Source organism: Enterococcus hailinensis, assembly GCF_045862035.1.
Taxonomy (GTDB): Bacteria; Bacillota; Bacilli; order Lactobacillales; family Enterococcaceae; genus Enterococcus_A; species Enterococcus_A hailinensis.
This window is the reverse complement of sequence record NZ_BAAFRV010000004.1, coordinates 1-24908: the sequence shown is the minus strand read 5'-3', so window position 1 is coordinate 24908 and position 24908 is coordinate 1. Positions and strand designations below refer to the sequence as shown.

Annotated in this window: 26 protein-coding genes; 10 read left to right on the top strand and 16 right to left on the bottom strand. The window is 36.1% G+C overall.

The window, feature by feature from the left end; all coding sequences use genetic code 11:
* The first annotated feature begins 47 nt into the window (after nucleotides 1-47).
* Together ACKTSC_RS04165 and ACKTSC_RS04160 are read left to right on the top strand one after the other, a co-directional pair.
* Nucleotides 48-1607, top strand: a complete 1560-nt coding sequence (locus tag ACKTSC_RS04165; protein ID WP_407856921.1) for an SIR2 family protein — start codon at nucleotides 48-50, stop codon at nucleotides 1605-1607.
* Between the two features lie 242 nt (nucleotides 1608-1849).
* Entirely contained in the window at nucleotides 1850-3001 is a 1152-nt protein-coding gene (locus ACKTSC_RS04160) for a site-specific integrase (RefSeq protein ID WP_090408402.1), read from the top strand.
* 110 nt (nucleotides 3002-3111) lie between these two features.
* On the opposite strand, the gene lepA is transcribed toward ACKTSC_RS04160, so the two are convergent.
* On the bottom strand, nucleotides 3112-4950 hold the full coding sequence (gene lepA, locus ACKTSC_RS04155) for a translation elongation factor 4 (protein WP_332581425.1): 1839 nt from the start codon (nucleotides 4948-4950) through the stop codon (nucleotides 3112-3114).
* Nucleotides 4951-5192: 242 nt separating this feature from the next.
* Here lepA and ACKTSC_RS04150 point away from each other — a divergent pair, with 242 nt between their 5' ends.
* Genes ACKTSC_RS04150 through ACKTSC_RS04140 form a run of 3 tightly spaced genes read left to right on the top strand, consistent with a single transcriptional unit; the run spans nucleotide 5193 to nucleotide 7576 of the window.
* Complete coding sequence (locus ACKTSC_RS04150) at nucleotides 5193-6413, top strand: GNAT family N-acetyltransferase (protein WP_332581424.1); 1221 nt, start codon at nucleotides 5193-5195, stop codon at nucleotides 6411-6413.
* Entirely contained in the window at nucleotides 6400-6909 is a 510-nt protein-coding gene (locus tag ACKTSC_RS04145; protein WP_332581423.1) for a nucleoside 2-deoxyribosyltransferase, read from the top strand. The genes ACKTSC_RS04150 and ACKTSC_RS04145 overlap by 14 nt, the downstream gene beginning before the upstream one ends.
* Nucleotides 6899-7576: a DUF2238 domain-containing protein gene (locus tag ACKTSC_RS04140; RefSeq protein ID WP_407856920.1), complete on the top strand. Its 678-nt coding sequence runs from the start codon at nucleotides 6899-6901 to the stop codon at nucleotides 7574-7576. Before ACKTSC_RS04145 ends, ACKTSC_RS04140 begins: the two co-directional genes overlap by 11 nt.
* A 24-nt stretch (nucleotides 7577-7600) precedes the next feature.
* Here ACKTSC_RS04140 and ACKTSC_RS04135 read toward each other — a convergent pair whose 3' ends face one another.
* Genes ACKTSC_RS04135 through ACKTSC_RS04105 form a run of 7 tightly spaced genes read right to left on the bottom strand, consistent with a single transcriptional unit; the run spans nucleotide 7601 to nucleotide 14737 of the window.
* Nucleotides 7601-8461, bottom strand: coding sequence for a triphosphoribosyl-dephospho-CoA synthase (locus ACKTSC_RS04135; protein ID WP_407856919.1), 861 nt, complete (start codon nucleotides 8459-8461; stop codon nucleotides 7601-7603).
* A gap of 17 nt (nucleotides 8462-8478) precedes the next feature.
* Nucleotides 8479-9564: an acyltransferase family protein gene (locus ACKTSC_RS04130; RefSeq protein WP_332581420.1), complete on the bottom strand. Its 1086-nt coding sequence runs from the start codon at nucleotides 9562-9564 to the stop codon at nucleotides 8479-8481.
* A 25-nt stretch (nucleotides 9565-9589) separates the two neighbouring features.
* On the bottom strand, nucleotides 9590-10183 hold the full coding sequence (locus tag ACKTSC_RS04125) for a malonate decarboxylase holo-ACP synthase (RefSeq protein ID WP_407856918.1): 594 nt from the start codon (nucleotides 10181-10183) through the stop codon (nucleotides 9590-9592).
* 3 nt (nucleotides 10184-10186) lie between these two features.
* Nucleotides 10187-11869, bottom strand: a complete 1683-nt coding sequence (gene mdcD, locus ACKTSC_RS04120; RefSeq protein ID WP_407856917.1) for a biotin-independent malonate decarboxylase subunit beta — start codon at nucleotides 11867-11869, stop codon at nucleotides 10187-10189.
* A complete protein-coding gene (locus ACKTSC_RS04115) occupies nucleotides 11859-12158 on the bottom strand; it encodes a malonate decarboxylase subunit delta (protein ID WP_332581417.1) in 300 nt (99 codons plus the stop codon). Before ACKTSC_RS04115 ends, mdcD begins: the two co-directional genes overlap by 11 nt.
* A 15-nt stretch (nucleotides 12159-12173) precedes the next feature.
* On the bottom strand, nucleotides 12174-13820 hold the full coding sequence (gene mdcA, locus ACKTSC_RS04110; protein ID WP_407856916.1) for a malonate decarboxylase subunit alpha: 1647 nt from the start codon (nucleotides 13818-13820) through the stop codon (nucleotides 12174-12176).
* Between the two features lie 5 nt (nucleotides 13821-13825).
* Entirely contained in the window at nucleotides 13826-14737 is a 912-nt protein-coding gene (locus ACKTSC_RS04105) for an ACP S-malonyltransferase (protein WP_407856915.1), read from the bottom strand.
* A gap of 118 nt (nucleotides 14738-14855) precedes the next feature.
* Here ACKTSC_RS04105 and ACKTSC_RS04100 point away from each other — a divergent pair, with 118 nt between their 5' ends.
* Nucleotides 14856-15710 carry a LysR family transcriptional regulator gene (locus tag ACKTSC_RS04100; protein ID WP_407856132.1) on the top strand — a complete coding sequence of 285 codons (855 nt, stop codon included), beginning with the start codon at nucleotides 14856-14858 and terminating at the stop codon, nucleotides 15708-15710.
* 226 nt (nucleotides 15711-15936) lie between these two features.
* A complete protein-coding gene (locus tag ACKTSC_RS04095; protein WP_332581413.1) occupies nucleotides 15937-16668 on the top strand; it encodes an HAD family hydrolase in 732 nt (243 codons plus the stop codon).
* Nucleotides 16669-16714: 46 nt separating this feature from the next.
* Here the strand turns inward: ACKTSC_RS04095 and ACKTSC_RS04090 are convergent, their stop codons facing one another.
* From ACKTSC_RS04090 to ACKTSC_RS04070, 5 genes are all read right to left on the bottom strand, one after another.
* Entirely contained in the window at nucleotides 16715-17494 is a 780-nt protein-coding gene (locus tag ACKTSC_RS04090) for a C39 family peptidase (protein WP_407856914.1), read from the bottom strand.
* Nucleotides 17495-17587: 93 nt separating this feature from the next.
* Complete coding sequence (locus ACKTSC_RS04085) at nucleotides 17588-18277, bottom strand: beta/alpha barrel domain-containing protein (protein WP_407856134.1); 690 nt, start codon at nucleotides 18275-18277, stop codon at nucleotides 17588-17590.
* Nucleotides 18278-18319: 42 nt separating this feature from the next.
* The gene (locus tag ACKTSC_RS04080; RefSeq protein WP_332581410.1) at nucleotides 18320-18931 is read right to left on the bottom strand and encodes a glycoside hydrolase family 73 protein; all 612 of its coding nucleotides are present in this window, start codon (nucleotides 18929-18931) and stop codon (nucleotides 18320-18322) included.
* A 9-nt stretch (nucleotides 18932-18940) separates the two neighbouring features.
* Nucleotides 18941-19729, bottom strand: coding sequence for a M15 family metallopeptidase (locus ACKTSC_RS04075; protein ID WP_332581409.1), 789 nt, complete (start codon nucleotides 19727-19729; stop codon nucleotides 18941-18943).
* 17 nt (nucleotides 19730-19746) lie between these two features.
* Nucleotides 19747-20280, bottom strand: a complete 534-nt coding sequence (locus tag ACKTSC_RS04070) for a hypothetical protein (RefSeq protein WP_407856913.1) — start codon at nucleotides 20278-20280, stop codon at nucleotides 19747-19749.
* A 169-nt stretch (nucleotides 20281-20449) separates the two neighbouring features.
* Between ACKTSC_RS04070 and ACKTSC_RS04065 the strand changes: the two genes are divergently transcribed.
* Both ACKTSC_RS04065 and ACKTSC_RS04060 read left to right on the top strand, forming a co-directional pair.
* On the top strand, nucleotides 20450-21403 hold the full coding sequence (locus ACKTSC_RS04065) for a Gfo/Idh/MocA family protein (protein WP_407856912.1): 954 nt from the start codon (nucleotides 20450-20452) through the stop codon (nucleotides 21401-21403).
* Between the two features lie 101 nt (nucleotides 21404-21504).
* A complete protein-coding gene (locus tag ACKTSC_RS04060) occupies nucleotides 21505-22098 on the top strand; it encodes an FUSC family protein (protein WP_407856911.1) in 594 nt (197 codons plus the stop codon).
* Nucleotides 22099-22199: 101 nt separating this feature from the next.
* Here ACKTSC_RS04060 and nagA read toward each other — a convergent pair whose 3' ends face one another.
* Entirely contained in the window at nucleotides 22200-23345 is a 1146-nt protein-coding gene (nagA, locus tag ACKTSC_RS04055; RefSeq protein WP_332581405.1) for an N-acetylglucosamine-6-phosphate deacetylase, read from the bottom strand.
* A 78-nt stretch (nucleotides 23346-23423) separates the two neighbouring features.
* On the bottom strand, nucleotides 23424-24248 hold the full coding sequence (locus tag ACKTSC_RS04050; RefSeq protein ID WP_332581404.1) for a helix-turn-helix domain-containing protein: 825 nt from the start codon (nucleotides 24246-24248) through the stop codon (nucleotides 23424-23426).
* Between the two features lie 308 nt (nucleotides 24249-24556).
* On the opposite strand from ACKTSC_RS04050, the gene ACKTSC_RS04045 reads away from it, so the two are divergent.
* Nucleotides 24557-24742 carry a hypothetical protein gene (locus ACKTSC_RS04045; protein WP_332581403.1) on the top strand — a complete coding sequence of 62 codons (186 nt, stop codon included), beginning with the start codon at nucleotides 24557-24559 and terminating at the stop codon, nucleotides 24740-24742.
* 80 nt (nucleotides 24743-24822) lie between these two features.
* On the opposite strand, the gene ACKTSC_RS04040 is transcribed toward ACKTSC_RS04045, so the two are convergent.
* Nucleotides 24823-24906, bottom strand: coding sequence for an IS3 family transposase (locus ACKTSC_RS04040; protein ID WP_407855995.1), 84 nt, complete (start codon nucleotides 24904-24906; stop codon nucleotides 24823-24825).
* Nucleotides 24907-24908 lie beyond the last annotated feature (2 nt).

Here is a 24908-nt window from a genome sequence, read left to right as displayed (position 1 = left end):
TTCGATTCCGGTTCGGGGAATAAATAATTAATATTGGAGGAGTATAGATGAATGATTTTTTGAAACCCTTATTGTCTAAGGCAGATTCAATGCCATTTCTTTTTTTAGGTTCTGGCTTTTCAAGGAGATATCTCAATACTCCGAACTGGATTGATTTACTTGAGTACGTTGCTAACCTTACGTTTAATAATAAAACTGGATTTCAGAAAGTTAAGCGTAAAGCAGATAAAGAACACAATATTGAAACAGAATACAATAAGTATATGACTTTTTTATGTGATCAAATATCAGACGCTTTAGACGAAATTTGGTATGATGATGAGCGTTTCGCTGAAAGCAGAGAAGCAAATTGGGATCTAGTTAATCAAGGGGTTCCACCGATAAAAATTGAGATTGCCAATCATTTAAAAAATTTTGGAACTGTCATCCCTGAAATGAAGCCAGAAATTGACGAACTTAAAAGCATTTCCCCCAACTCGATCGCTGGTATTATAACGACAAATTACGATACTTTGCAAGAGGATATATTTGATTACGAGGTTTACTCATCTCAAGAGGAACTACTTTTTCATACCAAATATGATCTAGGTGAAATATACAAAATTCATGGCAGTGTAAATAAGCCAGAATCTATTTTAATTACTACACAAGACTATGAAACTATCGAGCAGAAACACAAGTATATTGCAGCTAAGTTATTGACGATTTTCGTCGAACATCCAATATTTTTTATTGGATACTCCATTGGAGATGAAGACATCCGCAGTATTCTGAATGACATACAATTGTCACTCACTATTGACCAATTAAAAGAAATTGAAGATCGACTATTTTATGTAGTTTGGGATGAAACTGAAAAATACTATTCAGCATCTACATACACCATATCGTTCCAGAATGGTAGATCTATTACAATAAAACAAATATCGCTTAATGATTATTCTTTATTGTACAAATGTTTAAGTGAGAATAAAGCAAAATATCCGATTAAACTTTTGAGGCATGTCAAAGAAGACATGTATAATTTGGTATTAACAAATGATCCAAAAGGAAGAATGATGCTCTCTCTTCCTGATAAGGAACTCACTCCAGAAGAAATGGAAAAAATTGAATTTGTCTATGGATTTGGGATCATGGAAAGAGCGCGGAACGGATACAAAATTCTTTCTTCAGCAGAAATTTTTCGTGATGTATTGTTTGATGATGGTAACTTGAATGCTGAGTTATTTGTAACTGAAACACTACCATATGCTCTTCAAAAAAGTTCTGGATTTCTCCCAACTAGGAAATATACTTCTCAAGTAGATTCAAGTAAGCTACCTAAGCAAGTCAAGAATAATTTAAAAAGATTCAATAAAATTGATAAACTATTATCTCAGAGTCTAGTCAAAGAAAAAAGATCTTTAATACGTGAAATGACCTTCGAACGCGCCATGAAGAGCTCTTCAAAAGTTCGTCATAATAATTTGTCCTTAGTTAATTACAACAATCAAAATATCGAAGAATTAGGGGATTATTTAAGAGAAATACATGATCAAAATAATTTTATTACTACCAATGATACTAGACGATTAATTAGAATCTATGATTTTGTCAAATACAAATAAAAAAAGCCAACCATGGATTCAGTAATGTGTTAAAAAGTACACTACCTCCAGGGGGTCAGCTAGACAGGAAAATGAAACTACTTATTTCATTACTATTATACCTAAAATACGCAAATTTGCGTAGTACTTTTATTCGAATATTTTAATCTTAAGAATTAGCCTTCGGGCTTTTCTTTTAACATCAAAAAGAACATACGTTTGTTTACATCAATACCAATCTGAATACAAAAGGAGCGTTTGTTATGAATGGACATGTAAGAAAAATCGGCAACAAATGGCACTATACAATTGAAATGGCAAAAGTTGGCGGTAAACGTCAGCGTATACAAAAAGGTGGATGGAATACAAAAACTGAGGCACAAGAACATCTAAGAGAAGCGCTGAACGAATATAAACGTGGCGGTAAAGTGGATTTAACAGATATTAGTGTTTCTGATTATTTTGATTACTGGTTTGAAAATTATGTTGAGAAGAAACTTAAGTATAATACGCAAAAAAACTATAAAAATGTAATTGATAAATACGTGAAGCCAGAAATTGGGAAATACCTACTTCAATCAATAGGTCCTGCGAAATTGCAGGAGCTTGTAAATAAACTACCTGAAGGATTTAATAAACAGCTCTCAAAACATTCTGTAGAGATTATCTTCACTGTCCTAAAAGGTGCATTTCGAAGAGCAGTCTTCCCTTATCAACTAATTAATAGCAATCCAATGGACTATGTCGAAATGCCGGCATTCCCTTCTAAACCAAAACAGTCAAGAGATGATATGAAAATTATAACAATGGATCAGTACCTTAAAATTTTAGATAACACCCCTATTTCGGATTCTTTTCACATTCCTCTTGTCATTGCTTTCCACACAGGGTTGCGTCGCGGCGAAGTTTGTGGGATGACCTGGGACAATGTGTCATTTGAAGATCAGACTTTAACTATCACTAAAATTATGTTACAAGACAAGAATGGGATACAAATAGGAACACCCAAAACGCAGGCTAGTTATCGAACCATCAGTATTGATGACATGCTGCTTGAAGAGTTAAAAAGCCATAAAAAAAGACAATTAGAAAACAGAATGAGATATGGAAAGTTTTATTATGAAAGTTCATTTGTATGTACTAAAGAAAACGGACAGCCTGTCACACCAAATTCAATAAAATGGTCAGCAAGTAAAATCAAGAAGAATTTAGGTATTAACTTTAACTTCCATTCTTTGAGACACACGCATGCAACAATGCTCTTAGAGGATGGAGTAAAACCGAAAATTGTTCAAGAAAGACTCGGCCATTCGAGGATTTCTACTACTATGGATAAATATGTACATGTTACTAAGAAAATGAGAACTGAAGCCGTTGATATTTTCGCCGAACGTCTTCGCCGTTCAATGGACTAAATTCGCTCTTTTTCATTAAAAATGTTCGCCCAAATAAAACATCGGGCGAACATTGGGCGAATTTTTATGAAAATCACAATCATTCATAGCGGATATTTTCAAACAAACCCTTATTTCTTCTTGGGTTCATCCTCGTCCATTTTCAGAACAGCCATGAAGGCTTCTTGAGGAACTTCAACTGAACCGATTTGTTTCATTCGTTTCTTACCTTCTTTTTGTTTCTCCAACAGTTTACGTTTACGTGAAATATCGCCACCATAACATTTTGCCAATACATTTTTGCGCAAGGCCTTGATGTCTGTTCGAGCAACGATTTTTGTTCCAATTGTTGCTTGGATCGGTACTTCAAATTGTTGGCGTGGAATCAATGTTTTTAATTTATCTACAATCGCACGACCACGTTCTTGGGCGAATTCGCGGTGGACGATAAAACTCAAAGCATCGACTTTCTCAGCATTCAATAGAATATCCATTTTCACTAAACGACTTTCACGGTAATCTGCCATTTCATAATCTAGAGAAGCGTAACCCTTCGTACTTGATTTTAATTTATCAAAGAAATCGAAAACAATTTCCGATAACGGAATATTGTAAACGACATTTACTCGATAATCATCCAAATAATCCATGGTAATAAACTCGCCACGTTTGCGTTGTGATAACTCCATTACTGCCCCAACGTATTCATTTGGTACCATGATATTCGCTTTTACAAAAGGTTCTTCTACGTTTTGAATTTTTGATGGGTCTGGGAAATCTGAAGGATTATCTACGACTAATTGAGTGCCATCTGTTAAGTTCACATGATAAATAACCGATGGTGCTGTTGTAATCAATTCAAGATTAAATTCACGTTCTAAACGTTCTTGCACGACATCCATATGCAGCAACCCTAAAAATCCACAGCGGAAACCAAAGCCTAATGCTTGAGAAGTTTCTGGTTCAAATTGCAACGCCGCATCGTTCAATTGTAATTTTTCTAATGCTTCACGCAAATCATTATAACGAGAAGTATCGATTGGATAAAGTCCACAAAAAACCATTGGATTCATTTTACGATAACCAGCCAACGCTTCTTGTGCAGGATTGTCTGCTAGTGTTACTGTATCCCCCACACGTGTATCTTGAACAGATTTTATGCTGGCAGTGATATAGCCAACATCTCCCACCATCAAATAATCTCTTTGAACTGTTTTTGGTGAGAATACACCGACTTCTGTTACATCGAAAGTTTTACCATTGCTCATCATTTGGATTTTGTCTCCTGGACGAACAACACCATCCGTAATACGGACGTTTAAAACAACACCACGATAACTATCATAGATTGAATCGAAAACCAATGCTTTCAATGGCGCATTTAAATCACCACTAGGTGCAGGCACATTGGTTACGATTTGTTCTAAGATATCTTCAATTCCGATTCCTGCTTTAGCACTGGCTAAAACCGCCTCTTCTGCATCGATACCGATAACATCCTCGATTTCTTTACGAACCCGTTCTGGGTCTGCAGCTGGTAAATCAATTTTATTAATGACTGGTAGAATTTCTAAATCATTATCTAATGCTAAATAAACATTCGCTAATGTCTGAGCTTCGATTCCTTGTGCCGCGTCAACAACTAACACAGCTCCTTCACAGGCCGCTAAACTTCTTGAAACTTCATACGTAAAATCGACGTGTCCTGGAGTGTCAATTAAATGAAAAATATAAGTTTTGCCATTTTTGGCAGTGTAATTTAATTCAACAGCATTTAACTTGATCGTGATTCCACGTTCGCGTTCTAAATCCATTGAGTCTAAAAGTTGTGCTTGCATTTCGCGGGAACTTACAGTATTTGTTTGTTCTAAAATTCGGTCAGCCAACGTCGACTTTCCATGGTCAATATGCGCGATGATCGAGAAATTACGAATCATCTCTTGGCGTTTCTTCATATCTTCTATATTCATTAAAGTTCCTCATTTCTTTTAATCAGCACTTTCAATTATACCAACGTTTCAAGGAGAAAAAAAGTCTTTTCCCTTATTTCTCAATGCTGATAAGAGAAATATATGATTCCTTTTGCTATACTAAAATTGTAAATCAAGAGAGTAATTGCTTCATTAGCTGATACAAGTTAAGAATTATTCTCTTTCTGAAATCAATTTACTTGATTGATTCTTTAGATTACAAAAAAATGGGAGATGACAGAATGGATAGTGACTTTAAGAAACGATTAGTCTTGAAGCCAGTGGGTGAAGAACATTTAGCTCAATACGATGAATTATTAAGTTATGTCTTTCAAGTAACTGAAAGTGATATCGAAAATAGCGGATATGAAAATAAACGTGAAATGGTTCGTGCAAAAAAGCCAGTATTAGAACAATCAAAAGTGTTCGGTTGGTTCAATCAGGATAATTTAATTTCTCAAATTGCAATCTATCCTTGCGAAGTGAACATTCATGGGAAATTATTTCAAATGGGTGGTATCACTGGTGTTGGAACCTACCCAGAGTATGCCAATCATGGATTAATGAAAGAATTGATCGAAAAAGCTTTGCAGGAAATGCGCTCAGATCATCAATGGATCTCTTATCTGTATCCATATAGTATTCCCTACTATCGCCGTAAGGGTTGGGAAATCATGTCTGACAAATTAAGCTTCAAGATTAAAGACACTCAATTACCTAAACAAGTTGATTTGCCTGGAATCGTAGAACGAAAAGAAGTCGATGATCCCGATGTTTATCAGGTCTATCATGAGTTTGCCTTAAAAAATCATGGAGCAATGATTCGGAAAGAATTGAATTGGGAAGAATATTGGCGTTTCGAAAATGAAGAAGAACGAATTGCGGCTATCTACTATGATGCAAACAAGAGACCAACTGGTGTTTTATTTTATTGGATTTCTGAGGAAGTTTTTCATATCAAAGAAATGTTTTATTTGAACCAAGAAGCTCGAAATGGTTTGTGGAATTTTATCAGCGCACATTTTTCGATGATTTACTGGGTCAAAGGCGATATTTTCAAAAATGAGCCTCTTTCTTTTCTATTAGAAGATAGTGAAATCCACGAAACGATCGCCCCTTTCTTTATGGCTCGCATCGTGGATGTAAAAGAGTTCTTATTAGAATACCCATTTGCTAAAAAAACAGCTAAGCCGTTTTATTTTGTCGTAGAAGATCCCGTAGCAACATGGAACACCGGCATTTTTGCATTAGAGTGGGATTCATCTGGCAAATTGACTGTTTCTGATCAGCCAAAAGGCAAACGGATTGCATTAACTATCCAAACTTTAACGTGTATGCTGATGAATTATCGTCGTGCTGCATACTTAGCACGAATCGAACGACTAGATGCTGATAAAGAAGCGATTGAATTATTAGAAACAATTATTCCCGATATGGAGGCGTATTTTAGTGACTATTTCTAGACATATTTATTTTGCTGCACCCTTATTTTCACAAAGTGATTTACTTTATAATCGCTACTTAGCAGAAAAAATCCGAGCGTTAGGCTCGGGTTTAACAATTTATGTACCACAAGAAAATGAAGGTATTAATGATAAAAGTGCTTATGCCGACAGTAAGATGATTGCCTTGGCAGATACTGAGGAAGTGCTAAAAAGTGATTTAATGATTGCTTTATTAGACGGCCTGACAATCGATGCAGGAGTAGCTTCAGAAATTGGTGTAGCCTATGCAAAAGGTATTCCAGTGATCGGTTTATATACGGATTCCCGTCAACAAGGTGCTGACAATCAACAAAAAATCGCGGCGCTACAAACACCGGCGGAAAATCAATTTCATTATTTAAATTTGTATACAGTTGGACTGATTAAATTGAACGGATTGATCGTAAATAGTGAAGCAGACTTACTAGACCACGTTCATTCATTTTTAGAAAGTGGTGAATTAAATGAATTATAAAAAATACCGTATGGCTTTAATTATTTTTGGTCTCATTTGTCTGCTCTATAATGTTTATGAAGTGATCATTGCCAAATATTCAACCAAACAAGGAATTATTTTTGTCGTTGAATGCTTAGCTGGAATTGCACTTATTTTTCTCCCAGAAATCATTGAGAAAGTTCTAAAAATCTCATTACCTGAAAAAATTATTTATTTTTATTGGTTCTTTTTAGTTATCTCTGTCTTTTTAGGTACCTCATTGCACATGATTTCGATCATTTCATTTTGGGATAAGATCTTACACTCTGTTAGTCCAATGGTCTTGACTGCTCTTGGCTATGGCCTAATCGGTTTCTTGATGAAAAATGCCGATATCAGCAAAACTTCTCCTTGGCTATTTTTATTATTTGGTTTTGCTTTTGCTGGTGTCTGTGGCGTTTTTTGGGAATTTTGGGAATTCCTTTGCGACACGATCGCAGATATGAATTTGCAACGTTATGCAACTTCTGCTGGAACTTTACTTATCGGTCGTGCTGCTTTAATGGATACAATGGGGGACTTGCTTACCAATACGATTGGTGCGTTGCTGATGGGTATTTATGCTAGTATCCAAAGCCGAGGAAACGCTGCGTATTTTGAAGAATACCGCTTGAAAAAATTAAATAAAAAAAGAGTCAAAACCTAATTTTCATTAGGTTTTGACTCTTTTTTATTTAACCGCTGCAAATAAAACAGTTTTATTCGTTAAATGCTCTAATGACAGTAAAAAGAAACTAGCAGCCAATAGGTCCGCACTTCCTCCTGGAGAAACAGCCTGTGTTTGACAGTATGTATGAAGTTGCTCAAAACTTTTATTAGGTAACGATTGTTCATTCGCTTTTCGAGCTAGTGATTGTACTTGAGCTAAAACAGTTTGATCGCTTCGATACAAAATACAGGTATCATCCAATGAAGCAATAATTGCTAGTAGCATATGCAATCTTTTTTCAGTCGAATCTTCTTGTGATCGATTGAAATAATCCGAAAGAGCTACTTGAACGTGCGGAAAACCTGCGGCAGCTTCCGCAAAAGCTCCCCCATTACCATATTTTTTCTTTACTTTCTCTCCATGAGAAAGTGGAAGATTTTTTTCAACAAAGCGATCTGGAAAAGATACTAATATTTGAATGTCAGAAAATATCTTAGGTAAAAACAATTGCTGGGTAAGACTGTATTGACTGCTGACTGCAGTAATAAAAAGTCCCATTGCCCAAATCGCTCCTTTATGGGTATTCACACCACCAGTTGCTCGAAACATAGCTGTTTCAGCACGTCGGCCAATTTCACCGATTTTTTCTCTTATGGTTTGTGTCATTGGATGATTCCACGAAACAAGCGCCATTTCTTCGAAAAAAGGTGTTAATGTTTTAGCAGAAATCAGAAATAATTCATGATTCATATCTGTGTGAGTACCTGTGTTCAGAGCATCAACCAACCCTGGTTTTGGCGATAATTCTACTTCAGCTATTAAAGCTCGTTCAACTAACAAAGCGAATTCGTGACATGTAACAGCAATTGTTTGTTCTTCCATCAGATATTCCTTCTTCTTTATTTAGTAATCGTACCTTTAATTGCTTGCCAAATGACATGTAATAGATAGCTTAATAAAAAGGCACAACTTGCTGTAGCTACATATGCTACGATGATCATGATTCCAGTTGGTAATTTTAATAATAAATCTTTGAAACAAAGCAATAATACTTGGAATACAAAGACATTTGCTAAATACGTACGATATGCGTAAGTTGATAACCATTTAAATGCACGTAATTGTGGCGCATTATTTTTGATCATTGTTGAACCAAACATAAATACACCAAAAATAACGATCACACTATACAAACTTTGTAATGTATTCAAATATGGTGCATGAGCAAATGTTAAATCTCCCGAATAGCTTAATAAGTGATTCGCAGAAACAAGTGCTACGGCAAGACCAATCGGTAATAGTGCATAACGCACTTTATATAAAGCATTGTAAATGGCTTCATGGTAATTCAAAGCCGCACAACCGTATACCCCGTAAATCATAAAGCTGACAACAAAACGGTCTAACAAGTACCAGCTATCATGATGAGCGCCAGCAAAAACTTGAGTATCATAGAAAATATACCAAGCGACATAGATAGCCGTTGCAATAATCAATACCGGCCAAACAGCTTTTTTATTCGTAAATACTTTATACCCTAACCATACGAAAAATGGCATCAATAATTGGATTTGTAACATCATCACGGTATACCATAGATGCGGTGCACCATCACCAGTGATATATTTCAATAAAAATGTAGCTGTATTTGTGTAAGGATTTCCTTGTTGTACAGCTGGGAAAAGCCATAAATAAGCAGATGTCCATAAAACATAAGGAACAACTAATTCAAAAAACTTTTCTTTTAAAAATTCAAAGTAAGATAGATGTTGACTTGTCTTAACCATGTTATAAACAATTGCAAAAATAAATAGAGGGGCGGTATATTTGACCATTACATATAATGTTCCAATACACGCAGCTGTTGTTTCATTATGAGTATTTGCTAACGCAAAGCTCAAAATCGTTTGCAACATAACAGCTGTTACAGCGAATACTTTTTGAAAGTCGCTGATATTGATCTTGATTTCCTTATTCTCAAACATTGTTTCCGCTCACTTTTCCTAATATTTACCAAATCTCAGTAGTGAGTTTTGGACCTTCATTTGTTTTAAGTAAAATTTTCTTTGATGGTTGACTTAAAAATTCTTTCAAGGCAAATCCACCCTTTTGGCTAATGATTTGAGTATCTAACTTTTCAAAAAATGCTAGATTCTCTCCGATTAGTTTCATTGGTAGTTCAGCGGCAGAATCCGCATATAACAACAGATCCAGATCACTACTTGGTTTGATCGTTGCCCGTTGTGTCGCTAATTCAAAACCCAAACTACCGCCAACTCCCCAATGATGATTTTTCAACAATAATTGTGCTTCACGATATTGTTGATAGACAGAATACTCCGTGACTTCAGCTTCCCGAAAGCTATTTCTAGTTACTAATTCCCAAGGATGAATAACTTCTTCAACTTTATTTAACGTTGTTTCAAAACCAAAACGCTGCTGTCTTTCGCGACCTCTTAAACCAACTAAGACGGAGTCAGCTTCGAGTGGCATCCCACGACGTACAGTCGCAAATAATTGATCTGTTTCTTCAACCCATTCAGGTAATTCAACATTTTTAAGAGCTGTTTTATCTAACAATACAATATCGTGAGCACGAATCATTGATTAATCATTCCATTCTTTATTCATACGATCAAAAACTTTATTCGTTTCCACACGACCGCCATTTACAGCAATCGAATTAGTATAACGATTGGTCAACATTGTGTCATTAGTTTTACGAACATCTGTAATCGCTGCATTAATTGCTGTAATAACTTCAGCTACATGTTCAGCAGATGTACTTTGATCAGTGATTGATTCTAAGAAAGTAAATAGTGCACCTAATTTGTTATAGTTTTGCACGTCATAAGCAATACTTGGAACTTTTTCTGCTGCGGCTTCGATGTCGGCGATAGAACGTTTTGTAATCCGACTAGCACTTTCTTTAGACATTGCTTGGATCATAATATCATTACTATTCAAAGCAACCAATCGACTTGATTGTAAGCCATGAGCTAAGAAAGCTCCTGAAATAGCATTTCCAGCAATAAATCCAATTACTGGGTGACCCGCTTGGCGAAGTTTTGCATAAGCAGCTGCACTATTAGCTAAAGCAATGTGGATACCGATTAATTCTTCGTTATAACCATAAGCTTGACTTGGTACATCAATTACAGCAATAATTGGACGTTTCACTGCTTTGTCTTTGTCTTCTTGATAAATAGATTCTAATAGATGGCCCATTTCAAAACCTTCAACTAAACCTACTTCACCGTTACGTACTCGGTACATTGGGTTGTTGCCATTCGGTACGATAGCTGTCACAACTGCATCTTCAACAAATAATTTTGATGGTGCTGAGTAGACAGTCGCACTTGTAGAAGTTGGATGAGCTAATCCAGTTAATGCTGCAAACCATTGGTAACCAACACTTGTAGAAGCATCTTCTTTACCTTCAGTTACTTCAATTGCTTTCACTGCATCCACTTTGTGAGCAGCTAATGCTTCATTATATGCGTCAATTGTCATTGGTTTTGACAAATCAAGTTTTGCCAATAATGACAAATAGAAATCTGCACTTTCACTGCGATGGCTATCTTTTTTCTCTTCGATAGCTGTAATCACAGCTTGGCGAATCGTTTCAACACTATCCGTAACTAATTCATCAACGACGTTTGCTTCCAAACGTTGACGTGCACCAATTGTATTCCAGATTAAATTTTTATCGCTAGAATCAAATTCACGAACTCCAGCTTCAACTTCGATTACTTCTGGACCATTCAAGCCAATACGTGCTTTTTTAGTAGCAATTAAATAACTCATAAGAGCTGAAGTAATTGACATACCACCAAAAGAGCCAACACGTCCTGGAACTAATCCGATCACTGGAACATATTTTTTCAATGCTACGATTAAATTACCGATTTCAGAAATTGACAATAGACCATAGTTAGCTTCTTGTAAACGAACACCACCAGTATCTAATACGATCACTGGATAGATCTCGTTGCCAGCTTCATTTTCTTTCAACGCTAATGTTAAAGCTGAAATAATTTTTGCCCCAGAGACTTCACCGATACCGCCGCCTTGGAATTTACCTTCCATTGCAATGACGATAACATTTTTTCCGTTGATTTCTCCACGGCTGACAACGATTCCGTCATCACTTTGTGGAACGATGTTTTGAGCTACTAGATTAGGTGCGATCATTTGATCAAAAGGATCAATTAATTCATGACCTGTTTTAGTATCTAATAATGCATGAACACGTTCGCGTGCATTTAATTCTACAAAACTATTTTTCATCTGAAAGTTCCTCCATTGCTTGTGTTAATCGAAGATAGACAACTCCAGGAGTAGCTCCGAAATCGTTGATCACGATATCGGCTGTAATTGGATAACGATCAAAGAATCTAGTTAATACATTTTTCCAAACATCACCAAAACCATCACTACCGGTACATACGCGGACTGAAGTTTCAGATTTTTCTGTTGGGAAAAGTAAAATTTCCAAATCACCTGAACCTACCACACCAACATGAATTTTTTTGTCAATTGGTTTTGTTGTTTTATAGCTGTATGATAATTGTTCCATCTGTTCTTCTCTCCTTTAAGACCAAGTTCTGAATTTCATTGGGGGTTCATATAAACCATCTGACCATTCAATCAAATCATCGACTGTTTGAGCAGCTAATAATGAACGTTTTGCATCGCTGCGTTTAATTCCAAGATCTTCTGGTAATTTAACGATTCCAGCTTTACGTAATTCATCTAAAGATTCTTTTGTACTTGTCATTCCTAATGGTGTTACTCCACCGATGGCAGCAATTGCTGCTTGTTTTTGTTCTTTTGAAGTTGCTTTATAAAGATAAGCAATTCCTTCTTCAGTAACAATATGAGTAGTATCTTCGCTATAAATCATGACCGGTGCATTTGCTAAACCAGCTTGTTTTTGAACATCTAATGCATCAAGATTTTCTACGAATACAGGTTTTTTGTTTGAACCATAGGTTTCAACCATTTGAACAACTAATTTTTGACCTTTTCCTAATGGATCATTTTCATCACGCAATGATTGCCAAGCAGGAGTTGAATGACGACGTCCGCCAGGATTGTGTCCCATGTTTGGTGCACCACCAAAACCAGATAAACGTCCTTTTGTTACAGTTGAAGAATTTCCTTCATAGTCTAATTGTAAAGTTGAACCGATGAACATATCGACTGCATATTGTCCAGCAACTTGTGATAACGTACGGTTACTACGCATTGATCCATCTTTGCCGACAAAGAAAACATCTGGACGAGCAGAAATATATTTTTCCATACCGACTTCGCCACCGAAACTGTGGATACTTTCAACCCAACCAGATTCGATTGCTGGAATCATTGTTGGATGTGGATTTAATACCCAGTTTTTAGCAACTTTTCCTTTGATTCCTAGTGTTTCACCATAAGTTGGCAATAATAATTCAATTGCTGCTGTATTGAAACCAATCCCGTGATTCAATGATTGCACTTCATGTTCAGCGTAAATTCCTTTTAATGCCATCATAGCCATTAAAATTTGTAATTCAGTGATATTTTGTGGATCACGAGTGAATAATGCTTCTAATTGATATGGTTGATCTGCTAAGACAACAACATCGATCCAATCACTTGGGATATCTACACGTGGTAATTCATCAACGATTTCATTGACTTGAACAATTACGATACCATCTTTAAAAGCAGCAGCTTCAACGATTGTTGGTGTTTCTTCCGTATTGAATCCTGTATAAAGGTTTCCTTGACGGTCAGCTTTGTCAGCCGCAACTAAAACAACGTTCGGAACTAAATCAATGAATAAACGACCATATAATTCTAAATATGTGTGGATATCGCCTAATTTCATTGTGCCGTCTTCGATCATTTGAGCAACACGAGTACTTTGAGCACCGGCATAAGAAAAATCGATTTTTGCAGCGATTCCTTTTTCAAAAATTGTTAAGTGTTCAGGACGAGAAATACTTGACATGATCATGTGCAATTGATTTACTTTGTCTGAGTCCACTTGTTCTAAACTTGTAGAAAGAAAGCTAGCTTGTTTTTGATTGTCTCCTTCAAGTACCACTTTATCGCCGGGTTGGATCAATTTTTCCAAGACTTCGATAATGGCTTCTGTCGGAACATATTTTCCATCAAGCAAATGTTCAATTTTTTTCATTTTTTGAGCTTTTTTTTTGCGTTTACTTGCCCAATTTCTTGCTGGTTTTTCCATTCTTGTCATCTCCATTTTTGATATAAGAATAAAGTGTCATCAATGCCATGCTGGTCAATGTTGATCGTTCGAATCGATTTATTTTCACCGAACTTGGCATGAATCAATTTTGTGAGGGTATTACCGGGAGGGAATTCTAGAGCCAGATCCATTCCGACTTCTTGAGCTACATCCATCATCTTATTCCATTGCACTGGATGTGCGATATTATGCAAAAGATCTTTACGAATTTCAGCTGGATCCGTTGTGATTCGGCCATCGATGTTTTTTAGATACGGACATATCGTTGCATCAAGAGTGACTGAATCCATAATCGGAGCGAATTGTTCCACTGTCGCATCCATCAATGTACAATGAGAAGGAACTGGAACAGCTAATAATTTCGCCGTTTGTGCGTGATAGGTCTTTGCCAGTGCCAGTGTTTGTTTTAATCCATGAATATGTCCAGAAATCGTATGCTGCATTGGACAATTTTCATTGGATAAATAGACTGGAAAAGCTGCGTCAAAACTTTCAGCGACAACTTTTTCTGCTTCGCTTCTAGTTAATCCGACAATCACACCCATTGCATAATCTTTGGGATAAGCCTTTTTCATTAAGTCAGCACGGTGGTAAACAAGTTTTGCAGCATCTTCAAAGCTTAAAGCTCCACTCGCTACTGCCGCACAAAAGGCTCCGATTGAATGACCTGCAACTAAATCAGGTTGGATGCCTGATTCTTTCAGTTGATCGGTATAATAAACAGCTTTAAGAAGTAATGCCAATTGGATATAAACAGTATCTTGTTCGATATCCGTCGCATCTTTTAAACGATATCCTGTGACTTTTTCTAAGGAATCAAAATAACTCATTGGAATGTCTTGTAACATCTCACTCGTTTGACTACCTTGTCCGGGATATAAGAAACCTGTACTCATGATAAGCCTCCTTAAGCAATTTCTCTTACGTGTGTTATCTTAGCCAAAATTTGATATAATAAAAAATGCCAATTTCAGAACGATCCATAACAAAAAGGTATGGATCAAGGAGGGTCTCATGAATCTTGACCATTTACGCTATTTTAAAAAAGTAGCAGAGTCTAAAAATATTACTCAATCTGCCCAAGAATTATACATTTCACAGCCCGCGCTCAGTCGCGCAATGAAACATTTAGAACACGAATTAGGAGTACCTTTGTTTTATCACTCAGGCCGTCACATTGAGTTAACAATGTATGCTGAAAGTTTTTATCCTTATGTACTTCAAACACTCGCCCAATTTGACCAAGGACTTGCTGCCATTCAAGCTCTTAATGAAGAAATATTGCCAGCGATTACTATTTATTCTGAGGTTGCTTCCGTCTCGATCCCTAATCTAGTAAAATCATTCAGTGAAAAGCACCCTGAAATTCAATTATCTATCCAGCAACACGGTGCTACTGAAAAGGCTCAAGAAAAAGTTTTCTATATTACTTCTGAACCTAAAGTTGGTTTAACGAATCTACCTATCTTTACCGAAGAGATCTTGTTGGCCATTCCTAAAAATCAGCCATTAGCCGAAAAAAAAGTAATTGAAACATCCGATATTCAAGATATTTCGTTATTGATGTTAACGTCGAATTCGCCCTTAAGACGGACTCTTGATGCCGCTTTTGAAACACAAAAAACTAAACTAAAAGTTGGGGCAACGACCGACGACCCCGCAACTTTACGTTCCATGATCAATCAAGGATTGGGAATGACCTTTTTTCCAAAAATTACTTGGGGCTATGACAAAAAAGCACCTTTTGTTTTACGAAAAATAGAAAATCTTTCACTTTCTCGTACAATTTATTTGGCTTCTAGTTTTACTGAAGAAAATCCTATGGCAAAGATGATCGCTAAAACACTGAAAGAATTTTTTATGCCTTAATTAAATAAAAAGCCCTCGCTAATAAAAATGACTAGCGAGGGCTTTTTTGATTGCTAAATTAAAATTCAAAAAGAATTCTTTTTTTCAGTCACATAAACTGAAAACTGTTAGCTTGCGATTTTTCTTTTTCAGTAGCAAAAACCTTTTCTAATCAACGATTTACGCTTTTTTTGTTGTTTTTTTTATACTAGAATACTTACTGTAATTAATTGAAAATTTGCTGAAAATGAAAGGCGTGTCTATTTTGATTGAAACTGTCGTATTTGATATCGATGATACTATCTACGATCAACAAGAACCATTTCGTAAAGCGGTTCAAAAATTATTCCCTCTAGTAAGTGAAGCTGATATGCTTCCGTTGTATACTCGTTTCCGCGTCCACAGTGACAATAATTTTAACAAAGTCATCACTCAAGAATGGACATTAGAATACATGCGGTCACATCGCATCAATCAATCATTGCAAGATTTAAATTATCCCCCGATCACTGATGAACAATCATTGCGTTTCCAAAATGTTTATGAAGAAGAACTAGACTCGATTTCGATGCATCAAGAAGTTGAAAAAACGCTAGATTTTTTAAAAGAAAAACAAGTACCGATCAGTATTATCACCAACGGTCCGACTGATCATCAATATAAGAAAATCTTACAATTAGGTCTGCTTAACTGGGTCGATGAGGATAACATTATTATTTCTCAAGCAACTGGTTATGAAAAACCTGATGTTGAAATTTTTGAATTAGGTAAAAAACAGTTTGCTTTAAATCCTGAAAAAGCCTTGTATGTAGGCGATAATTTTAAAAATGATGTGCTTGGTTCTACTCGCGCCGGTTGGCACGCACTATGGTTAAATCACCGTAACCGCAAATTACCTGAAGGTACTTCTCAAATTCATGATATTGAATTGACATCATTTGAACAATTATTACCTACCTTCCAAAATATTTTTGCCTAAAATAATTTTATAAAATAAAGACGTGTGACCATCTGGTCACACGTCTTTATTCATTTGTTTCAAGATATAGTGATTCACTTCCCATTGCTTGAAAAATTTCTTCAAATTCTGAGCGATCAACGATTCGATTTTTATAGCCATATGGGTCATTGACATAAACATGCTGACTATCTACACCAGTCACCACTACCGCATGGCATAAAGGGGAAACAGTAATTTCTCCACTAGTAGTTTGCCAAATTAGAAAATCGTCCGCTGTTGGCACTTGAAAGTCCACAGTCGTCACGACCCAAACAGGCGTACCGGCTTGAACAATGTTTGCTAGCTCAGTAAAATCAGTTGATGAACTAGCAACGATTGAGTGAGTCATTTCAACATAGTCAGCAGCAACCGCTGCAATCGGTTCAACAGCCACACCCATAGCATCATAACCGCCATAAATATTTCCAACAAATCCATCATGAGGATTCCCGTGAATATCTTGCCATTCATTTTCATATAACGGAACATAACTTAGTTGTTCGGCCAATTCATTTTTATTCGTTTCATAGCCATAGTAATTCAGCAACATAGATAGTGCAGTAATCTCACAACCATTTTCTAACGGGATGCTTCCTTCATTTTGATTTTCTAAAGGAACATCGATAATTGTCGTACCGTTTTCTTTTTCTTCACTTTTCTCAGCTAGTAATTCAACTTTTGTACCTTCTGTCTCTTCTGTTACTTCAATCGATTCTCGATTATTGAATGAAAACAGTAAAAAACAGATTCCTGTTGGTACAATTAGAAAGGTCCACCAATTCATTAAGTGCTTGATCTTACTCACCTCACTATTCGACACTGTAAGTATCGCAAGCGAAGCTTAACTATAACTTAAATATAAGAAAAGCGAGAATCATTTTACGATTCTCGCTTTCGTTTATTCCTCTTGATCTTCCTTATATTCCATTTCCCGATATTTCTCCATTTTACGACTGAATAAAACACCATTAGAAGGTGGCGTATACGTTATGGCATTCGCCCCTGCCGCAATTGTCGCTTCGATTGTTTCATCATCAGGTCCGCCTGTGGCAATGATTGGTAATTCTGGATACAGTTCACGAAAATGTTTTACTGTCTTTACGGTATCTTTTCCAGCACTGATATTGATAATGTCAACTCCAGCCGATAATTTTTCTTCAATTTTAGAATATTTCGATGTCACTGTAGCAACTACAGGAATGTCTACCACATCATAAATAGCTTGAATTGTTTCTACCGGCGTCGGTCCGTTCACAACGACTCCAATACTTCCCTGCGCTTCCGCGAACATTCCCATATAAGCAGAGCGGGGACCTTGAGTTAACCCACCTGCGACTCCAGAAAAAACGGGAATATCTGCTGCTTCAATAATTCCCTTAGTAATCGCTGGATGTGGTGTAAATGGATAGACTGCAATTACTGCATCCGCATCGGTATTACGAATAATTGCAATATCCGTTGTGAAAATAATCGACCGAATTTTTTTCCCAAAGATAACGATTCCAGATGCTTTTTCGATGGGTTTTGGAACACGTACTATATCTTTTCTTAATTCTGTCATGATTTCAGGTATTTTTGACTCTGTCATACAACCAGCCCCTAACAAATTTTTGTTAAGTCAATTTTACTACTAATGGTCGTACTGCTCCAAATTATACGTTTTGATGACATCGATAATTTTATTCGCGTAATCAGGATCGGTAGCATAACCGGCTGTCTGTAATGCTTGTGCCGCTTCTTGATAATTCGTCGCTGTTAGAACTCCGGCATATAATTGCGGATTCCAATTCGTCCCATTCACAAAAAGCATCGTATGATCATCTAAGGATTCATCCCAGGAATTATAGACTCTAAAATCGCCTTGGATCGTTATCCATTGTTCATTGACATACTCTTTAGTTTCTAAGCTTATTTTATTTTGATTTTCTGAGGCTTTGATACCAAAAAGATTATTATATTGGCTTGCTAACTGAGACTGGCCCCAATTTGATTCTAGGATAGCTTGTCCCAAAATAATACTTGGTAAGATTCCATAACCTTGTTGTAACTCTTTTGCATGTGGTACTAATTCATCAATAAATTCTTGATGCGTTAGATTTTCTGTTTGGTCATCACTTCCAGTGATCGAATTAGACAGTAAGTGTAAAGAAAAAACGAAAGCGACCCCAAGTAATAAAAGGCCTCCAAAGATCAGAGGCAAAGAAACTTGGCCCTTTCGTTTTTTAAAGATTTTTTTTGGCATAGCAACTCCTTATTTATCTGATAGCTGTTGCAAAAATTCTTCTAGTGTCAAATTATTTTTAGTAATATATTCCGCATTTTCTTTTCCTACGTAACGAATATGCCACGGTTCATAGGTGATTCCTGTGATATCTTGACGATCTTTGGGGTAGCGAATAATAAACCCATATTTCGGAGCATTTTCTGCAATCCATTTTGCACCGGGTTGATCTCCATAGGAAGCATCTAAAACTTGTGTGGTATAAGATTTATACCAATCTTGATCGACGATATCGATAGCTAAACCAGTATGGTGTTCACTATAACCGGGTTCAGTCATTGTTTCTTTTGTTTTTGTTGTCGCGTCCGCTTCAGTCATTCCGCTACCGCTGACTAGGCTATTAACATTGTTATCGAATACTTGTTTTTGCGCTTCGACTGAACGGAAAGCTGAAATGATTACTAATGGATAACCCGCTTTAGTCGCTGCAGCTGACAATGCTTCGTAATCAGTAACAATTCGGCTATCTACTTGGTGACTATTATCTGACAAAGTAGCCAATTGACTTTCTGCGACTTCATTTTCAATTTTATTTTTAGGACCAACTAAAACAAGATTCCAATCCGTTGTTTTAGCATCCGGCAACGCTTTTTGCGCAGCCGTTTTTTTACTTGTACTGGCAGCTGTTTTCTTTTCAAATGAGTACGTTGTCGCAGTGGTTTTCTTTACATTAGATTTTGATTCCGAGCCATGAAAAAGCGAATAACCCGTCAATCCTAACATAACGATCACTGAAATCAGCCCTACTGTTTTCTTCAATTTAAAAAATCCTCTCGTCAATCGTCTAAAGACGTATATGTTTCTGTCAAATTCTCATTGACCCAATCGAGCAGTGCGGTCTGAGTATGTGAACTTGCAATTTGATTTTGGACATGCGCAGGCAAACGAAAGGTCAAAATATCGCTATATCCCCAGGAATCATAATCAATCGTGACCCTAAGATTAATAAAATCGCGATTCTCTTCTTCATTTTTATTTTTAAATGGAATCATTTCTACTTGTGCCAATCCACTAGCAATCCAACGTTGAGCAACGATCGTTTTCATTTCACGATATTCTGCAACAGCAATCCGGCGCTTTTCAGGAAAAAGTAATGTTTGACGAATCACTTTTTGGCTTAACATCCACTCATAATCACTAAATAAATTTTTTACTTTTTGATTGGCTTCTGGTGACAGATTATTTTGTCCATCTTTCCATTGTTGCCATTGATTTTGACTGATTCCTAAATAGTCTTGATAAAAATCTTGTTCTGAATGAAATTGTTCAAAAATTGCACTGAGTACTAAATCTAAATAAATTTGATTCACGAAAAATCCCTCCTATAATATTTTATCTAATTTTCTGAAAAAATACAGTACTATGTCAAATCGATTGAAATAATTTAATAATTACTGCATACTTATTAAAAGCGCCTCGTATTATATTAATTATATCAGTAAATAAACAAAATTTTGGCGTATAACAAGGAGGAGCACCATGTCTAAATTACAATGGGGCATTATCGGATTAGGTGAGATCGCCCATCAATTTGCAGCAAACTTCGAGCAAGAAACAAGTATTCTAAGTGCTTGTGCTTCACGCTCATTAGAAAAAGCTCAAACATTTGCTCAACAATACAACATTCCTAAAGCTTATGGTAGTTATGAAGAATTACTAGCAGACGATGCCATCTCAATTATTTATATTGCAGTTCCTAATCGACAACATAGTGCTCATATCATGCAAGCTTTAACAGCAGGCAAGCATGTCCTTTGCGAAAAAGCGATTACGATGAATTTGTCTGAATTACAATCTGCGATGGCCTTAGCTGAACAAAAACAATTGATTCTGGCAGAAGCAATGACCATCTTCAATATGCCATTATACCATGAATTGCATTCTTTAATCGCATCTGATCGTTTAGGAAAGTTAAAAATGATTCAAGCTTCTTTTGGTAGTTATAAAGATCCAGATCCGAGCAACCGTTTTTTCAATCCCGAACTTGCAGGTGGTGCTTTACTTGATATCGGTACCTATGCTGTTTCTTTTGCTCGTTGGTTTTTAACAGAGCAACCTAAAGTTGCAGCTTCTACAATGATCCCTTTTTCAACGGGTGTAGATGAACAATCAGTTTCTATTTTACGCAATTCAAAAGATGAATTAGCTACGATCAGCTTGAGTTTCCAAGCAAAAATGCCTAAAAAAGGCATCGTAGCTTTTGAGAATGGTTATTTGACGATTGATGATTACCCTCGCGCGGATCAAGCAGAATTATTTTTTAATGATGGCACAAAAGAAACGATCCAATCTGGTTTTACCGGCAATGCCATGAATTATGAAATTGAAAATATGGTTGCTATAATCAATGGTGAAAAAACGAATCAATCCTTATTCTTTACTAAAGATGTCATCGATATCTTGGATCAAATGCAACAGAAGTGGCAACAATAATCAAAAAGCTGACAAAAGGGAGCGCTCAGGCGATCCCTTTTGTTTTTTTGTCAATTTTTAGCTAAACTATTTAATATAAAGATGATAAAAGGAGGAGGATTATGCAAATCGGGCGATTTCGTTTAGGAATGCGGACAATCAAGACGGCACTTGCTGTTATGCTTTGTATTTTATTGTTCCATATCACTGATCGCGGCTCTCCTCTGATTGCTGCTTTAGCTGCTGTTTTTTCTTTAAGACAAGATCTAACAACGAGTATTTCTTTTGGTCGTTCCAGAGTATTAGGTAATTCATTGGGCGGGCTGTTAGCTATGATTTATTATTATATCCAAGCGTTCTTCCATAATGAATTTTATGTAGAACTATTTCTTCTTCCCTTATTTGTTATCTTGGTAATCGTTTTTTCCGACGGGATTAATAATAATTCAGGAATCATTTCGGCAATTGCAACCATGTTGCTGATTGCTTTTAGCATTCCACAAGGAGAATCAGCTTTATTTGCTCTAAACCGGGTTTTAGATACTTTTATCGGAACGATTATTGCCATCTCATTAAATGGGGTCATCTCTCCTCAAACCGATGAGAAAGAAAAAGAAATCAAAGAAGATTTGGTTGAATTAAAGAAAAAAGAAGCAGAATTAAATAAAAGCTTATATACTGTGCGCAAACAAATCAAGGATCAATCTCATAAATGAAGATTGATCCTTGATTTTATTTTACTTATCATTCAATATTTTCGATTGATGCTTCAAACAAAAAACTCGACCAAAAATGGCCGAGTTCAAAAAATAGTTGATTACGCGTGATAACGTTCGACACCGTCAAGATATGTTGCAACTAAATCCATTGAAGGATCTAAAACGATAAAATCAGCCGCGCGGCCAGTTGTGATTGAACCACACTTATCATCGATTTTACAACTAACAGCTGGAACATAAGAAGCCATCATAATTGCTTGTTCTGGAGTTGCTAATCCCCAATCAACCACATTTTTAATTGCTTCTTTTAGTTTTAAGATACTACCTGCTAAATTACCAGATTCTAAACGAGCAGTTCCATCTTTTACTACAACAGGAAATTCACCTAAATTGTAGTTGCCGTCAGGCATTCCGCCAGCCATCATACAGTCAGTAATCAACGCTACGTGATCATGTCCAGCTTTTTCCATCAAAATTTCTGCCGCTTGCGGATGAACATGATGACCATCGCAAATCAATTCAGAAAAGACATGTTGTAGGGATAATAATGCACCGACCATTCCTGGTTCACGATGATTTAGTCCACGCATACCGTTATAAGCATGAACAAAAACACTTGCTCCAGCTTCGACTGCGTCTTGAGCTTCTTCTAACGTTGCGTTGGAATGACCCAATGAAACAACGACTCCTTCATCAGTCACTGTTTTAACAAATTCTTTTACACCTTTGCGTTCAGGCGCCAAAGCGATTTTTTTAATCAAACCACCTGAAGCTTCTTGCCATTCGTGGAATGTATCTAAATTAGGATCACCGAAGTAGCTAGGATTTTGAGCCCCTTTATGTTCTTCTGTGAAAAATGGTCCTTCAAAATAAATTCCTTGAATTTTTGCTCCATCAACGTCTTGATAAACTTTTCCGATTGTTTCAGCTACATCTTTCAAACGTTCCTTTGATGAAGTCAAAGTTGTTGGTAAAAAGCTAGTAACACCACAAGATAATAATCCTTCTGACATTGCTTTGATACCTTCTGCATCATTATCCATGACATCATGATTTTTATAGCCGTGAATATGTGTGTCGACTAAACCAGGAGCAATCCATTTTCCAGTTTGATCAATGATTTCTGCGCCTTCAGGTTTTTCTTTTGTGTATGTTCCAAAAATGCCGTCAGTGACATCTAGATAGCCGGCTCCTTTAACTCCAGAGTTTAAAAAGAACTTATCAGCATAAATAAATGTTTTCATTTTGAGCTCTCCCTTTATTCTTAATGCTTTAAAGTTACTCCTGATTTAAAAATAAGTCAAGAATGGTGTAGACCATTTCTACAAATCTTTAATTTTTTCTAGTGCTCTTAACATTTTTCTATAACCAATCACTGAATGCAATTCTTCCCGTGCTTCCAACATTCTGATTTTCAATTCAATCAGCTCTCTCAATTTGTAATAGCTACACTGTTGCCGATTCCATTTGATTCCCATATCGATTACTTTTTCAGCCAAGTCTAAGCGCTCTTGATTGACTAAAAAAGTACCATAATTAACAAACAGATTGCTTAACTCACTGCGTTCAGAATAATCTGCCATCATTGAACGAAAAAGCTCATAACTTTGACTATAATAATTTTGTGCATCTGTAAAGCGCCCCAAAACAAATGACATTTTCCCAGCAAAACTAAGCAGCAAGATCCGGCTGTCAAAATAACCATGATATTTTTTAGACACACAAATGCCCAAACCTTCAACGATATATTCTAAAGCCTGCTCAGGATCTTCATCTACAAAATAAGCGCAAACACCTTTGAAAAAATACATTTGCTGCCGATCCTTATCTAGATGAGTCAGCTGGCGTTCTTCTAGATATTCTAACGTTGCGCGAATTTCAAGATATTTAGCAGTTCGTAAATACATAAACATTTTATTAAAATATTTCCGTAAAAACATTTCTTCCGGTAAAAAATCCACCATCAATTGATCGATCGTAATGCCTAAACGATGACAAAGCTGTTGAATCACAAAAATATTAGGGATCTCTTCGTTGTTTTCGATTCGACTCAATACACTTTGAGAGCAAATTCCTTGAGAAAGATCTTTTTGCGTCATACAGTGTTCTTTTCTGAACTCTTTTAAGACTTGACCGATCGCTTCCATGATTACATCCTCCAAAATATGCATATTCGCATTTCAATACTTTAATTTTATCCGATGATCCGTAGACAAGCAACTCTTGCAATCGAAATATCGAAAAGGATTGAATAAATTTGAGTGTTCTTAAACTGTCTTAAAATCAATTAGAAATTCCATAACAATTGCTTTTTATTTAACATCAATCATTATCAATTATTTAATTCTATTTGTTATTTCTTTAAAAAAAACTTATTTCCATTTATAATTAATTTAGAAAGATAAACTATTCAGTCATTCCTTAAAATCAATTAGCATCCCCTCGGAGGATTCCTATGTATCAATATTACAGTATTAGAATAGTTTTAGGTTCTTTATTGATCTTATATGGTATCGGGCTAATTATTTGGACGATCTATCAATGGAAAAAGACTCATGATAATTATTACTTAGAATTATTTTGCGGTTTAGGCTTACTCTTTACGGGTGTTATTGCCATTGCCTTAAAAGTCCTTTCCTAATTTTTTGCATAATTATATATAAAAAGGACAACCTATTTAGGAAGTGCAACTACTTTTTGATACAAAATAAAAAGAGCAACTCAATTTAATCTTGCTGACCGGTAATCGACGGGCGAAAGATACCCTAATTTGGATAAAATTCTATTATGATTCCAAAAATAGATGT

What these genes read in the sequence shown, in the direction of transcription:
- ACKTSC_RS04115 (WP_332581417.1), bottom strand. Translation starts at nt 12,158, where the DNA reads ATGGAACAATTATCATACAGCTATAAAACAACAAAACCAATTGACAAA.
- ACKTSC_RS04130 (WP_332581420.1), bottom strand. Translation starts at nt 9,564, where the DNA reads ATGTTTGAGAATAAGGAAATCAAGATCAATATCAGCGACTTTCAAAAA.
- nagA (WP_332581405.1), bottom strand. Translation starts at nt 23,345, where the DNA reads ATGAAAACATTTATTTATGCTGATAAGTTCTTTTTAAACTCTGGAGTT.
- ACKTSC_RS04150 (WP_332581424.1), top strand. Translation starts at nt 5,193, where the DNA reads ATGGATAGTGACTTTAAGAAACGATTAGTCTTGAAGCCAGTGGGTGAA.
- ACKTSC_RS04140 (WP_407856920.1), top strand. Translation starts at nt 6,899, where the DNA reads ATGAATTATAAAAAATACCGTATGGCTTTAATTATTTTTGGTCTCATT.
- ACKTSC_RS04085 (WP_407856134.1), bottom strand. Translation starts at nt 18,277, where the DNA reads ATGACAGAGTCAAAAATACCTGAAATCATGACAGAATTAAGAAAAGAT.
- ACKTSC_RS04045 (WP_332581403.1), top strand. Translation starts at nt 24,557, where the DNA reads ATGTATCAATATTACAGTATTAGAATAGTTTTAGGTTCTTTATTGATC.
- ACKTSC_RS04160 (WP_090408402.1), top strand. Translation starts at nt 1,850, where the DNA reads ATGAATGGACATGTAAGAAAAATCGGCAACAAATGGCACTATACAATT.
- ACKTSC_RS04065 (WP_407856912.1), top strand. Translation starts at nt 20,450, where the DNA reads ATGTCTAAATTACAATGGGGCATTATCGGATTAGGTGAGATCGCCCAT.
- ACKTSC_RS04100 (WP_407856132.1), top strand. Translation starts at nt 14,856, where the DNA reads ATGAATCTTGACCATTTACGCTATTTTAAAAAAGTAGCAGAGTCTAAA.
- ACKTSC_RS04080 (WP_332581410.1), bottom strand. Translation starts at nt 18,931, where the DNA reads ATGCCAAAAAAAATCTTTAAAAAACGAAAGGGCCAAGTTTCTTTGCCT.
- ACKTSC_RS04125 (WP_407856918.1), bottom strand. Translation starts at nt 10,183, where the DNA reads ATGATTCGTGCTCACGATATTGTATTGTTAGATAAAACAGCTCTTAAA.
- mdcA (WP_407856916.1), bottom strand. Translation starts at nt 13,820, where the DNA reads ATGGAAAAACCAGCAAGAAATTGGGCAAGTAAACGCAAAAAAAAAGCT.
- ACKTSC_RS04060 (WP_407856911.1), top strand. Translation starts at nt 21,505, where the DNA reads ATGCAAATCGGGCGATTTCGTTTAGGAATGCGGACAATCAAGACGGCA.
- mdcD (WP_407856917.1), bottom strand. Translation starts at nt 11,869, where the DNA reads ATGAAAAATAGTTTTGTAGAATTAAATGCACGCGAACGTGTTCATGCA.
- ACKTSC_RS04095 (WP_332581413.1), top strand. Translation starts at nt 15,937, where the DNA reads ATGAAAGGCGTGTCTATTTTGATTGAAACTGTCGTATTTGATATCGAT.
- ACKTSC_RS04135 (WP_407856919.1), bottom strand. Translation starts at nt 8,461, where the DNA reads ATGGAAGAACAAACAATTGCTGTTACATGTCACGAATTCGCTTTGTTA.
- lepA (WP_332581425.1), bottom strand. Translation starts at nt 4,950, where the DNA reads ATGAATATAGAAGATATGAAGAAACGCCAAGAGATGATTCGTAATTTC.
- ACKTSC_RS04105 (WP_407856915.1), bottom strand. Translation starts at nt 14,737, where the DNA reads ATGAGTACAGGTTTCTTATATCCCGGACAAGGTAGTCAAACGAGTGAG.
- ACKTSC_RS04165 (WP_407856921.1), top strand. Translation starts at nt 48, where the DNA reads ATGAATGATTTTTTGAAACCCTTATTGTCTAAGGCAGATTCAATGCCA.
- ACKTSC_RS04050 (WP_332581404.1), bottom strand. Translation starts at nt 24,248, where the DNA reads ATGGAAGCGATCGGTCAAGTCTTAAAAGAGTTCAGAAAAGAACACTGT.